The organism is Streptomyces globosus (assembly GCF_003325375.1).
Lineage (GTDB): Bacteria > Actinomycetota > Actinomycetes > Streptomycetales > Streptomycetaceae > Streptomyces > Streptomyces globosus_A.
In genome coordinates, this window is sequence record NZ_CP030862.1 from 4,357,878 (window position 1) to 4,370,961 (window position 13,084).

The 13,084-nt window shown below is 74.3% G+C and carries 9 protein-coding genes; 6 read left to right on the forward strand and 3 right to left on the reverse strand.

Annotation, left to right across the window (positions count from 1 at the left end):
* The first annotated feature begins 16 nt into the window (after positions 1-16).
* The 3 genes from C0216_RS19135 to C0216_RS19145 all read left to right on the forward strand — a co-directional run bounded on the left by C0216_RS19135 (position 17) and on the right by C0216_RS19145 (position 6,765).
* Entirely contained in the window at positions 17-2,953 is a 2,937-nt protein-coding gene (locus tag C0216_RS19135) for an FAD-binding and (Fe-S)-binding domain-containing protein (RefSeq protein ID WP_114056460.1), read from the forward strand.
* 186 nt (positions 2,954-3,139) lie between these two features.
* Positions 3,140-4,987: an ABC transporter transmembrane domain-containing protein gene (locus C0216_RS19140; RefSeq protein WP_114056461.1), complete on the forward strand. Its 1,848-nt coding sequence runs from the start codon at positions 3,140-3,142 to the stop codon at positions 4,985-4,987.
* Positions 4,984-6,765 (forward strand): ABC transporter ATP-binding protein, encoded by a 1,782-nt coding sequence (locus C0216_RS19145; RefSeq protein ID WP_114056462.1) that lies wholly within the window; start codon positions 4,984-4,986, stop codon positions 6,763-6,765. The genes C0216_RS19140 and C0216_RS19145 overlap by 4 nt, the downstream gene beginning before the upstream one ends.
* 60 nt (positions 6,766-6,825) lie before the next feature.
* Here the strand turns inward: C0216_RS19145 and C0216_RS19150 are convergent, their stop codons facing one another.
* Positions 6,826-7,614: a metal-dependent hydrolase gene (locus C0216_RS19150; RefSeq protein ID WP_114056463.1), complete on the reverse strand. Its 789-nt coding sequence runs from the start codon at positions 7,612-7,614 to the stop codon at positions 6,826-6,828.
* Between the two features lie 146 nt (positions 7,615-7,760).
* Here C0216_RS19150 and C0216_RS19155 point away from each other — a divergent pair, with 146 nt between their 5' ends.
* Genes C0216_RS19155 through C0216_RS19165 form a run of 3 tightly spaced genes read left to right on the forward strand, consistent with a single transcriptional unit; the run spans position 7,761 to position 11,663 of the window.
* Complete coding sequence (locus tag C0216_RS19155) at positions 7,761-10,283, forward strand: DEAD/DEAH box helicase (RefSeq protein WP_114056464.1); 2,523 nt, start codon at positions 7,761-7,763, stop codon at positions 10,281-10,283.
* A gap of 52 nt (positions 10,284-10,335) precedes the next feature.
* The gene (locus C0216_RS19160; RefSeq protein ID WP_114056465.1) at positions 10,336-11,253 is read left to right on the forward strand and encodes an acyl-CoA thioesterase; all 918 of its coding nucleotides are present in this window, start codon (positions 10,336-10,338) and stop codon (positions 11,251-11,253) included.
* 8 nt (positions 11,254-11,261) lie between these two features.
* Positions 11,262-11,663, forward strand: coding sequence for a YchJ family protein (locus C0216_RS19165; RefSeq protein ID WP_114056466.1), 402 nt, complete (start codon positions 11,262-11,264; stop codon positions 11,661-11,663).
* Here C0216_RS19165 and C0216_RS19170 read toward each other — a convergent pair.
* Together C0216_RS19170 and C0216_RS19175 are read right to left on the reverse strand one after the other, a co-directional pair.
* Entirely contained in the window at positions 11,627-12,478 is an 852-nt protein-coding gene (locus C0216_RS19170) for a DUF6397 family protein (protein ID WP_114056467.1), read from the reverse strand. The genes C0216_RS19165 and C0216_RS19170 overlap by 37 nt on opposite strands.
* Before the next feature lie 114 nt (positions 12,479-12,592).
* Positions 12,593-12,991, reverse strand: a complete 399-nt coding sequence (locus C0216_RS19175; protein ID WP_114058781.1) for a roadblock/LC7 domain-containing protein — start codon at positions 12,989-12,991, stop codon at positions 12,593-12,595.
* Between the last annotated feature and the right edge of the window lie 93 nt (positions 12,992-13,084).

Consider the following 13,084-nt stretch of genomic DNA (forward strand, 5'->3'; position numbering starts at 1 on the left):
GAGCGAGGGGTCGCCGATGCCGCTGCTGGAACCCGAGCCCGGGGCCCTGCGCCCCGCCGGCATCCGGGGCCCCTCCCCCGACCGGCTGCCCGACCGGCTGGCGGCGGGCACGCCGGAGCCGCTGAGGGGCGGCCTGACGGAGCTCCTCGGGCCGCGGAAGGTGCTGTGGAAGGCCTCCGACCTGGTCCGCTACGCCTCCGACGCCTCCCCGTACCGGTTCGTGCCGCAGGCCGTCGTCCTCGCGGAGGACCTTGACGACGTCTCGGCCGTGCTGTCCTACGCCCGCGGCCACGGCAGGGACGTGGTCTTCCGCGCCGCCGGCACGTCGCTGAACGGCCAGGCGCAGGGCGAGGACATCCTCGTCGACGTGCGCCGCCACTGGACGGGCGCGGAGGTGCTGGAGGAGGGGCGGCGGATCCGGATCCGGCCGGGAACGACCGTCGCGCGCGCCAACGCCGCCCTCGCCCGGTACGGCCGCGTCCTCGGCCCCGACCCGGCCAGCGCGGCGGCCTGCACGGTGGGCGGGGTCGTCGCCAACAACGCCTCCGGCATGACAGCCGGAACGACGCGCAACGCCTACCGCACCCTGTCCTCGCTCACGTTCGTCCTGCCGAGCGGCACCGTCGTCGACACCGCCGACCCCCTCGCCGACGAGGAGCTGGCCCGCGCGGAACCCGCGCTGTGCCGGGGGCTGGCCGCCCTCAAGCGGGAGGTCGAGGCCGATCCGGAACTGGTCGCCCGCATCCGGGCCAAGTACGCGATCAAGAACACCACCGGCTACCGGCTCGACGCCTTCCTGGACGGCTCCACCCCGGTGGAGATCCTGCGCGGCCTCATGGTCGGCTCGGAGGGCACGCTCGGCTTCCTCGCCGAGTTGGTCTTCGACACCCTGCCGCTGCACCGCGCGGCCGCCGCCGCCCTGCTGTTCTTCCCCTCGCTGCCCGCCGCGGCGGCGGCGGTTCCGCAGTTCAACGACGCCGGGGCCGCCGCCGTCGAGCTGATGGACGGCAACACCCTGCGCGCCTGCGCCGGCACCGCCGGAGCCCCAGCCGACTGGGCCGGCCTGCCGAAGGACACCGCCGCCCTGCTGGTGGAGTTCCGCGCCCCGGATGCGGCCGCGCTCGCGGAGTGCGAGCACCGGGCCGCCGGCGTGCTGGCAGGGCTGGACCTCGCCACCCCCGTTCCCTCGGCCGCGGGTGCCTTCACCCGCGACCCGGCGGTCATCGCCGGGTTCTGGAAGGCCCGCAAGGCCTTCGTCACCGCGGTCGGCGGGGCCCGCGCGGCCGGCACCACCCTGGTCACCGAGGACTTCGCCGTGCCGCCGGCCCGGCTCGCCGAGGCCTGCGCGGCCCTGCTGGACCTCCAGGCCGAGCACGGCTTCGACACCGCCGTCGCCGGCCACGCCGCCCACGGCAACCTGCACTTCCTCCTCGCCTTCGACGCGGCCCGGCCGGCCGACGTGGAGCGGTACGGCGCGTTCATGGACGCCTTCTGCCGGCTCGTGGTGGAGCGCTTCGACGGCTCGCTGAAGGCCGAGCACTCCACGGGCCGCAACATGGCCCCCTTCCTGGAGCTGGAGTGGGGTCCCGCCGCGACCGCGCTGATGTGGCGCACCAAGCGGCTCGTCGACCCTGAGGGCGTCCTCGCCCCCGGCGTCCTCCTCGACCGCGACCCGCGGGCGCACCTGCGCGGCCTGAAGACGATCCCGCGGATCGAGGCCGTCGCCGACCCGTGCATCGAGTGCGGGTTCTGCGAACCCGCCTGCCCCAGCGCCGACCTGACGACCACTCCGCGCCAGCGCATCGTGCTGCGCCGGGAGATGGTCCGCCAGAAGCCCGGCTCCCCCGTCCAGGAAGCCCTCCTCGACGCGTACGGGTACGACGCCGTCGACACCTGCGCCGGCGACTCCGCATGCAGGCTGGCCTGCCCGGTCGGCATCGACACGGGCGCGCTGATGAAGGACTTCCGCCGCCGTCGGCACGGCCCCCTGGAGGAGCGGGCCGCGGAACTCGCCGCCCGCGGCTTCCGGGCCGTCGAGGCTGCGGCGCGGCTCGCCGCGGCCGCCGCCGACGGTACCGCCGGCGCCACCGGGGGCCGGCTCCCGGCCGCGGTGACCGGGGCGGCGCGGCGGCTCGTACGGCCCGACCTCGTGCCCGCCTGGCTGCCCCAGCTGCCCGGCGCTGCGGCCCGCAAGCCCCCTGCGACACGCCGCAGCGGGGCCGCCGCGGTCTACTACCCGTCGTGCGTCAACCGGATCCTAGGCGGCCCGCCGGGCGATCCGGGCCTCTCGGTCCGGGAGGCGCTGGTCGCCGTTTCCGAACGGGCGGGGAAGCCGGTGTGGATCCCCGGCGACGCGGCCGGCACCTGCTGCGCGACCATCTGGCACTCGAAGGGCTACGGGGCGGGCACCCGCCTGATGGCCAACCGGATCGTGGAGGCCGCCTGGGGCTGGACGGCTGGCGGGCTGCTCCCCCTCGTCGTGGACGCCTCCTCCTGCACGCTCGGCATCGCGCAGGAGGTCGTCCCCTACCTGACGGACGGGAACCGGGCGCTGCACGCGGAGCTCACGGTCGTCGACTCGGTCACCTGGGCGGCGCGGGAGCTGCTGCCCGGCCTGCGGATCCTGCGCACGGCCGGCTCGGCCGTGCTGCACCCCGCCTGCTCCATGAACCGGCTCGGCACGGACGGGCACCTGCGGGAGGTGGCCGCCGCCTGCGCCGCGGAGGTGGTCGTCCCGGACGACGCCGGCTGCTGCGGTTTCGCCGGCGACCGGGGCATGCTCCACCCGGAGCTGACGGCGGCCGCGACGGCGCGCGAGGCGCAGGAGGTGGGAGGCCGCGCGTTCGACGCGCACCTGTCCGCGAACCGGATGTGCGAGGTGGGGATGGAGCGGGCCACCGGACGGGCCTACCGCTCGGTGCTCGTCGAACTGGAGCGGGCGACGCGCCCCTGACCCGGCCTGCGCGGCCCCCCGGCCGGAAGGCCCGGGGGACCGCGCCGGGCCTGGGGGAACGCGCCGGCGCAGCGCCGGTGCAGGCACTGCGGGTGAGGCTCTGGCCGACGCAAATTCGATTGCCCCGAAGGGCTGCGCGAGGCGAACCTTGCACGGTTTGAACTCCTCGACCAGTCATGGGGCGTCATGCAGATCAGCGATCTTCCGTATCCGGATCCCGGAGTGCCCGACGCCCGCTCCGGTCCGCGCCTCCTGCTGTGGCTGGGGCGCGGCCAACTCGGCGGGCAGGCCAGGAGCCTGTGCTGGGGCCTGGTCCACTTCGGCGGCATCGCCGGGCTGCCCTACGCGGTCGGCTCGGGCGTCGGCGCGGTCGTCGAACGGGACGGCGCCGGGCTGCTCCGGGCCGGCGCGCTGCTGCTGCTGGCCGGAGTGGCGATCTCCGTCGGCGACGCCATGCTCCACCGCACGGCCGTCACCAACTGGATCACCGCGGCCGCGCGGGTGCAGCAGCTGCTGGCCCGCAAGACTGCCGAACTGGGCTCCGCCCTGACCCGGCAGGTCGCCGCCGGCGAGGTCGTGGCGGTTTCGACAAGCGACGTGGAGAAGATCGGCTGGTTCATCGAGGCCGTCTCCCGGTTCCTGGCCGCCGCCTGCGCCATCGTCGCGATCTGCGTCGGGCTGCTCTTCCTCGCCCCGTCGATCGGCGTGGTCGTCGCCGTCGGGGTGCCGGTGCTCGCCCTGTCCGTCCTGCCGCTGCTGCCGCACGCCACCCGGCGCGCCGACGTCCAGCGGGACAAGGCCGGCAAGGCGACCGAACTGGCCTCCGACACCGTCGCGGGCCTGCGCGTGCTGCGCGGCATCGGCGGCGAGGAGCTGTTCCTCGGGCGCTACCGCGAGGCCTCGCAGCAGGTCCGCGAGGCCGCCGTGCGCAGCGCGAGCATGTGGGCGCTGATTGCGGCGGTCCAGGTGCTGCTGCCCGGCGCCCTGCTGGTCACGATCGTCTGGTACGGGGCCTCGCTCGTCCAGGAGGGGCGGCTGGAGGTGGGCGGGCTCGTCGCCGCGTTCAGCGCGGTGGCCACGATGCTCTACCCGCTGCGGAACGTGGAGGAGATCGCGATGGCGTACTCCTTCTCCCGCCCCTCCGCCCAGCGGGCCGCCCGGGTCCTGTCGCTGACGCGCACCGGCCCCGGCCGGGCGGATGCCGGAGGGGAGGGCGGCGGGGGCCCCGATCCGGTCGGCGACCTCCACGACCCGGCCACCGGCCTCGTGGCCCCCGCGGGCCGGCTCACCGCGGTGGTGTGCGGAGACCCCGACGCCGCGGGCCGGCTGGCGGAGCGGCTCGGCGGGCACGCCGCGGACACCGGGCAGGAGGACGGCGCCGCCCCCGACGGCGTCGCGGCGCTGCTGGGCGGGGTCGCCCTGGACGGGCTGCCGCTGGACACCGCGCGCCGGCTGGTGCTCGTCCAGGACAAGGACCCGGTGCTGCTGTCGGGGACCCTGCGGGAGCTGTTCGACGTCCCTTCCTCCGGGAAGGTGGAGCCGGCGGCCGCCCTGGCCGCCGCACACTGCGGAGACGTCCTGGACGCACTGCTCCAGGCGGCCCCCGACGGGGTGGACGACCCGATGGACGCCCGGATCACCGAGCGCGGGCGGTCCCTCTCGGGCGGGCAGCGCCAGCGGCTGGCCCTCGCCCGGTCCCTGGCCGCCGACCCGGAGGTGCTGGTCCTGGACGAGCCGACCTCGGCGGTCGACTCGCACACGGAGGCGCGCATCGCGGAGGGGATCGCGGCCCTGCGGGCCGGGCGGACGACCGTGGTACTCGCCTCCTCGCCGCTGCTGCTGGACCGCGCCGACCACGTGGTGCTGGTCGACGGCGGCACGGTGGCCGCGACCGGCACGCACCGCGAACTGCTGCGGTGCGAACCGCGCTACCGGGCCGTCGTCACCAGGGAGACGGAGGAGGAGCAGCGCGTCGCCCGCCTCGGGCCGGCCCGGCTCGGGAAAGAACTCACAGGGATCGAGGAATCAGCATGATCGGCGTGGCGCCGCCGGCGCACGACCCGGCGGCCCCGGAGTCGGCCGCGACCCTGCCCGTGGGCTCGCCGGCGACCGTACGGGGGTACGTGCGGGGGCTGCTGCGGCGGCACCGGCGGGCGTTCGGCGTCCTGGTCGGGGTCAACGCGGTCGCGGTGACCGCCTCCATGGTGGGCCCGTACCTGCTGGGCCGGGTCGTGGACGGGCTCGCGGCGGGATCGCGCGAGCTGCACCTGGAGCGGACGGCGCTGCTGTTCGCGGCGGCGCTCGTGGTGCAGACGGTGTTCGTGCGGCTCGTCCGGCTGCGGGGCGCGATGCTCGGCGAGGAGATGCTCGCCGATCTGAGGGAGGACTTCCTCGTCCGGTCGGTGGGGCTGCCTCCCGGCGTGCTGGAGCGGGCCGGAACCGGCGACCTGCTGTCGCGTGTCACCACCGACATCGACCGGCTGGCCAACGCGATGCGGGAGGCCGTGCCGCAGCTGGCCATCGGCGTGGTCTGGGTCAGCCTGCTCTTCGGGGCGCTGACGGTGACCGCTCCGCCGCTCGCCCTGGCCGCGCTGGTGGCCCTGCCGGTTCTGGTGGCCGGCTGCCGCTGGTACTTCCGGCGGGCCCCGGCGGCGTACCGCTCGGAGGCCGCCGGGTACGCCGCGGTCGCGGCGGTGCTGACGGAGACGGTGGACGCCGGGCGAACGGTCGAGGCGCACCGCCTCGGCCCGGCGCGGATCGCGCTGTCGGACCGGCGGATCAGTGAGTGGACGGCATGGGAGCGGTACACCCTCTTCCTGCGGACGGTCCTCTTCCCCGTCGTCAACACCACCTTCGTGACGATCCTCGGGTCGGTGCTGCTGGTCGGCGGCTACTGCGTGCTGCAGGGTTGGCTGTCGGTGGGGCAGCTGACGACGGGTGCGCTGCTCGCGCACATGATGGTCGATCCGATCGGCCTGATCCTGCGCTGGTACGACGAGCTCCAGATCGCCCAGGTGTCGCTCGCCCGCCTGGTGGGCGTGCGGGAGATCGAGCCGGACGCGGGCGACGCCGCCGTCCGCCCGCAGGGTCGGGACGTCCGCGCCGAGCAGGTCCGGTTCGGCTACCGGGAGGGCGTGGACGTGCTGCACCAGGTGTCGGTGGCGGTGCCGCCGGGTACCCGGGTGGCGCTGGTCGGCCCGTCGGGCGCGGGCAAGTCCACCCTCGGGCGGCTGCTCGCGGGCATCTACGCGCCGCGGACCGGCGAGGTGACCCTCGGCGGGGCGCAGCTGTCGCGGATGCCGGCCGAGCGGGTCCGCGAGCACGTGGCCCTCGTGAACCAGGAGCACCACGTGTTCACGGGCTCGCTGCGGGACAACCTGCGGCTGGCCCGGGCGCACGCCGAGGACGCCGAGCTGTGGGCCGCGCTGGGCGCGGTCGACGCGGACGGCTGGGCGCGGGCCCTGGGCGACGGGCTCGACACGCAGGTCGGCTCGGGCGGCACGGCGCTCACGCCGGCGCAGGCGCAGCAGGTGGCGCTGGCCCGGCTGGTGCTGGCGGACCCGCACACGCTGGTACTGGACGAGGCGACGTCGCTGCTGGACCCGCGGGCGGCCCGGCACCTGGAGCGCTCGCTGGCCCGGGTGCTGGACGGGCGGACGGTCATCGCGATCGCCCACCGGCTGCACACGGCGCACGACGCCGATGTGATCGCCGTCGTCGAGGCCGGGCGGATCAGCGAGCTCGGCTCACACGACGAGCTGGTCGCGGCCGGGGGCGCGTACGCGGCGCTGTGGCGATCCTGGCACGGATGACCGGGGCGCACCGCGGCCTCCGCGGGACGCCCGGTCCGGGCCCGGGGCAGGTAGGCGGGGTCAGATGAACCCGAGGGCGGAGGCTCCGCCGATACCGCCGAGCAGCATGAACGCGGGCATGAGCACCTTCAGCTCCACCCAGCTGCCGGCCCGGAAGCGCATCCCCTTGGGCGGCCCGACGGGATACCAGCGCTTCCCGGCGATGGGCAGCGGCCACAGGATCGGGCAGCCGGACACCGTCAGGGCGTCGCCGATGTCGTGGACCAGGGCGCCGAGGACGACCGGCAGGCCCAGCCACACGTAGGCGTACTCGGGGCCGAACAGCCAGTCGGCGCCGTTGCCGGGCTGGTCGAGGACTCCGGCGAGGATCCAGGCGCTCGTCGCCCCGAGCAGCCAGACGAGGATGTCGCTGGACATCCTGGCCGCCCGCCACAGCAGGCCCTCCACGGCCAGCACCAGGTGGACGAAGAGCAGGACGAGGACGCCCCACCGGTCGGTGGCGGCGGCCAGGACGGAGGAGCCGGCGCCGATCAGCACCGCCCACAGCCAGGTGTGGGTCAGGGTGCGGTGGCCTCCGGATCGGCGGGCGTCCTTGCGGGAGCGCGTGGACTTGTAGACGGAGTACGAGAGCTTGTCGACGACCTCGCACAGGCCGCGGGAGAGCGGGCCGAAGGCCCGCGAGATCGTCGCGGACTTGTGGTCGAGGTCGGGGGCGAGGGCCGCGCCGGCGCAGATCAGCGCGCCGACGACGAGGACCGGCCAGGGCATCGGATGCCCGGCGGCCGCCGTGGCCGCGCCCACCCCCAGCCAGGCGGCCGCCCCGGACAGCGAGTGCGCCGGACCCATCATGCTCGTTACCCCACCCCAGGTCGTGTGCCCGCGGGCCCCGCCGAACGCCTCGCGCGGTCCCGATCGACGGCTCAGCGTACCTGCGATGATCTTCTTTCCTTCCGCCGGTTCCCTCATCCGGGCGGAAGGCAGGCAAGATGGGGGGTGTGACCCTCATTGATCAGCTCCCGCCGAACGCCGACCCCGACGCGCTCTTCGAGGCCTTCTCCTCGTGGGCGGAGGACCAGGGCATCACCCTGTACCCGGCCCAGGAGGAGGCGCTGATCGAGGTCGTCTCCGGAGCGAACGTGATCCTGTCCACCCCGACGGGCTCCGGCAAGAGCCTCGTCGCGGCGGGCGCGCACTTCACCGCGCTCGCCCAGGACAAGGTCACCTTCTACACAGCGCCCATCAAGGCGCTGGTGTCGGAGAAGTTCTTCGACCTGTGCAAGCTGTTCGGCACCGAGAACGTCGGCATGCTCACCGGCGACGCCTCGGTGAACGCCGACGCCCCGGTGATCTGCTGCACCGCCGAGGTGCTGGCGTCCATCGCGCTGCGGGACGGCAAGTACGCCGACATCGGCCAGGTCGTGATGGACGAGTTCCACTTCTATGCGGAGCCGGACCGCGGCTGGGCCTGGCAGATCCCGCTGCTGGAGCTCCCGCAGGCGCAGTTCGTCCTGATGTCGGCCACCCTCGGCGACGTGAAGCGGTTCGAGGAGGACCTCACCCGCCGCACCGGCCGACCGACCTCGGTGGTCCGCTCGGCGACCCGGCCCGTCCCGCTGTCGTACGAGTACGTCACCACGCCGATCACCGACACGATCACCGAGCTGCTGGAGACGCGGCAGGCGCCCGTGTACATCGTGCACTTCACGCAGGCGCAGGCGGTCGAGCGGGCGCAGTCGCTGATGAGCATCAACATGTGCACGCGCGAGGAGAAGGACAGGATCGCCGAGCTGATCGGCAACTTCCGCTTCACCACGAAGTTCGGCCAGAACCTCTCCCGCTACGTCCGGCACGGCATCGGCGTGCACCACGCGGGGATGCTGCCCAAGTACCGGCGCCTCGTGGAGAAACTGGCCCAGGCGGGCCTGCTCAAGGTGATCTGCGGCACCGACACCCTCGGCGTCGGCGTCAACGTCCCCATCCGCACCGTGCTGTTCACGGCGCTGACGAAGTACGACGGCAACCGGGTGCGCACGCTGCGCGCCCGCGAGTTCCACCAGATCGCCGGCCGGGCCGGCCGGGCGGGCTTCGACACGGCGGGCTTCGTCGTCGCCCAGGCGCCGGAGCACGTCATCGAGAACGAGCGGGCGCTGGCGAAGGCGGGCGACGACCCGAAGAAGCGCCGCAAGGTCGTCCGGAAGAAGGCGCCCGAGGGCTTCGTCGCCTGGTCGGACACCACCTTCGAAAAACTGATCGCCGCCGAGCCGGAGCCGCTCACCTCCCGGTTCAAGGTCACCAACATCATGCTGCTGTCGGTGATCGCCCGCCCCGGTGACGCCTTCCAGGCGATGCGCAGCCTCCTGGAGGACAACCACGAGCCGCGCAAGGCCCAGCTGAGGCACATCCGGCGGGCGATCGCGATCTACCGCTCGCTCCTGGACGGCGGGGTGGTCGAGCAGCTCGACACCCCGGACGCCGAGGGCCGCACGATCCGGCTGACCGTCGACCTCCAGCAGGACTTCGCGCTGAACCAGCCGCTGTCGACGTTCGCGCTGGCCGCCTTCGACCTGCTGGACCCGGAGTCGCCGTCGTACGCGCTGGACATGGTGTCCGTCGTCGAGTCCACCCTGGACGACCCGCGCCAGATCCTGGCCGCGCAGCAGAACAAGGAGCGCGGGATCGCGGTCGGCGCGATGAAGGCGGACGGGATCGAGTACGAGGAGCGGATGGAGCGGCTCCAGGACATCACCTATCCCAAGCCCCTCGAGGAACTCCTGCTCCACGCCTACGACGTGTACCGCAAGAGCCACCCCTGGGTCGGCGACCACCCCGTCTCCCCCAAGTCGATCATCCGCGACATGTACGAACGCGCGATGACCTTCACCGAGTTCACCTCCTTCTACGAGCTCGCCCGCACCGAGGGCATCGTGCTGCGGTACCTGGCGAGCGCCTACAAGGCGCTGGACCACACCATCCCCGACGACCTCAAGTCGGAGGACCTGGAGGACCTCATCGCCTGGCTGGGCGAGCTGGTCCGCCAGGTGGACTCCAGCCTGCTCGACGAGTGGGAGCAGCTGGCGAACCCGGAGCTGGAGACGGCGGAGGAGGCCCAGGAGAAGGCCGACCAGGTCAAGCCGGTCACCGCGAACGCGCGCGCCTTCCGCGTCCTGGTCCGCAACGCCATGTTCCGCCGGGTCGAGCTGGCCGCCCTGGACCGGGTCGACGAGCTGGGCGAACTCGACGGCGACTCCGGCTGGGACGCGGACGCGTGGGGCGAGGCGATGGACGCCTACTGGGACGAGTACGACGACCTCGGCACCGGCCCGGACGCACGCGGGCCGAAGCTGCTGCAGATCGAGGAGGACCCGGCCCACGGCCTGTGGCGCGTCCGCCAGACGTTCGCCGACCCGAACGGCGACCATGGCTGGGGCATCAGCGCCGAGGTCGACCTGGCCGCCTCCGACGAGGAGGGCCGGGCCGTGATCCGGCTGACCTCGGTCGGCGAGCTCGGCGCGCGCTGACCGACACCCGCGGCCGACCGGACCCGCCGGACCCGACAGTGGAGAGGCTCTGATGACGAACCCCGCCGAGAGACTGGTCGACCTGCTCGACCTGGAGCAGATCGAGGTCAACATCTTCCGCGGCGCGAGCCCGCAGGAGTCCCTCCAGCGGGTCTTCGGCGGGCAGGTCGCCGGCCAGGCCCTCGTCGCCGCCGGCCGTACCACCGAGGGCGACCGGCCCGTCCATTCACTCCACGCGTACTTCCTGCGCCCCGGCATCCCCGGGGTGCCGATCGTGTACCAGGTGGAGCGGGTCCGGGACGGGCGGTCCTTCACCACCCGGCGCGTCACCGCCGTCCAACAAGGCAAGACGATCTTCAACCTCACCGCTTCCTTCCACCATCCGGAGGAGGGCAGCATCGAGCACCAGCTGCCTCCCCGCCTCGACTTCCCCCACCCGGACACGCTGCCGAAGGTCGCCGACGAGATCCGCGCACACCTCGGCGCACTGCCCGAGGCACTGGAGCGGATGGCCCGCCGCCAGCCCTTCGACATCCGGTACGCGGACCGGCTCCGCTGGACGCCCGAGGAGCTCAAGGGCGCCGATCCGCGCAGCGCGGTGTGGATGCGCGCCGTCGGCCCGCTGGGCGACGACCCGCTGGTGCACACCTGCGCCCTCACCTACGCCAGTGACATGACCCTCCTCGACGCCGTGCGCCTCCCCGTGGAGCCCCTGTGGGGCACCCGCGGCTTCGACATGGCGTCCCTGGACCACGCCATGTGGTTCCACCGGCCCTTCCGCGCGGACGAGTGGTTCCTCTACGACCAGGAGTCGCCGATCGCGCACGGCGGACGCGGCCTGGCCCGCGGCCGCATCTACGACCTGGAGGGCAGGCTGCTGGTCTCCGTCGTCCAGGAAGGGCTCTTCCGCCCCTACCCGTCCGGGCGGCCGCAGCCGGCCGCTTCCGCCGAACCGACCCCGAAGAGCTGAGCACACCCATGCCGACCCCGGCCCACCCCTGCCCCTGCGGGCTGCCCGCCGCCTATGCGGACTGCTGCGGCCGCTTCCACTCCGGCGCGGGGCAGGCCCCGACCGCCGAGCTGCTGATGCGCTCCCGCTTCAGCGCCTTCGCCGTCGGCGACACCTCCTACCTGATGCGCTCCTGGCACCCTGCCACCCGCCCCGACCGGCTCGACCTCGACCCGGAGCAGCGCTGGGTGAAGCTGGACATCCTGGGTACCGACCGCGGCGGGCTGTTCGAGACGGAGGGCTCGGTGGAGTTCCGGGCGCACTACCGCGAGGGCCGGCACACCGGCTCGCTGCACGAGAACAGCGCGTTCAGCCGGGAGGGCGGGGCCTGGGTCTACGTCGGTCCCCTCTCCCCGGTCGCGTTCGACTGAGCCCGCGCCCCGGTGAGGGCGAAGTCCAGACTGGTGCGGTACCACCGGACCTCGTCCGGCTGGTCCGCCGGCAGCAGCCGCTGCGCCACGGCCGCGGCCGCCGGGATCTGCGGGTGCCCGTACGGCGGGGGCGGGCCGAGCGCGGCGAGCACCATCCGCTCCGCCGGGTCGGGGACGGCCCGCGCCAGCTCCTCCTCCGGGAGGACGGAGGCCAGGACGGCGGCCCGCTCCCAGAGGTCGGCGGTCCGGCCCAGCAGCAGCTCCACATGCCTTCCCCGCCAGCGGCGGGGCCGCAGGTCCGCCCCTCGGGCCATCAGCTCCCGGTCCTCCGGGGTGACGCCGCCGTGCAGCAGGGCCGGTCGGCGCTCGCCGAACTCCCGCAGCTCCGCGGCGAGGTAGAGCCACACCACCGCCCGGTACCGGTTGATGCGGTAGCCGACGGGGGTCAGGTGCCCGCACCGGGCGAGCCGCGTGAACCGGGTCGGTCCGATACCGAGCACGGCGGACGCGGCGCCCGCCCCGGCCACCGTCTCGACCTGCGCCCGAAGCGTCTCCGGGAACCCCTCGGCCGCCCGGACGCGCTCCAGCTCCGCCCGCGCGTACCGCGCCGCACCGCCCGGCGCGGGCGGTCCGGCCCGTACGATGCCGAGCTGTACGGCGCGGGCGAACTCGCTCCTGTTGAGGCCGAGTTCACCGGCGGCGCGCACTCCGCCGACCGCCGCTCCCGGCGGCAGGGGCCCCGCCGCTGCGGCCCCGCCGTCCTCCGGGCCTGCGGCTTCCCCGCCCCTCGGGCGCTCCTGCGTCGCGAGCTTCATGGCCGTCCCCCTCACACATCGCGATTACTCTGTGTGACGAAGGTAGTCTGCCGCCGCCCCTCCGCGCGAGGCCTGTGGACAACCCGCCCCGCACCGCCGCGGCCTGGCCTCCCGTCAGCCCCCGGTGATCCGCCGCTCGGCCACCCCGAGGTGCTCCCCCACCCGGTTGACCAGCAGCGTCATCTCGTACGCGACCTGGCCGACGTCCGACTCCGCCGTGCTCAGCACGCACAGCGAGCTGCCCGCCCCGGCCGCCATGACGAAGAGGACCCCTTCGTCGAACTCGACCATCGTCTGCCGTACCTCGCCCGCCCCGAAGTGCCGGCCCGACCCCTTGGCCAGGCTCTGGAGCCCCGCCGCGACGGCGGCCAGGTACTCGGCGTCCTCGCGGACCAGGCCTGCGCTTGCGCCCGTGACCAGGCCGTCGTTGGAGAGCACCACCGCGTGCCGCACCTGCCGGACCCTGCGGGACAGGTCGTCCAGCAGCCAGTCGAGCTGCTTGTCCCATGCCATGTCGAGCCCCTCCCCGTCGGCGCCGCCGCGGCCGCGCCACACCCCGCGTACCAGTGCCGCAAGCCTTCCCCACCAGTGGCTCCCCGGCAAGGA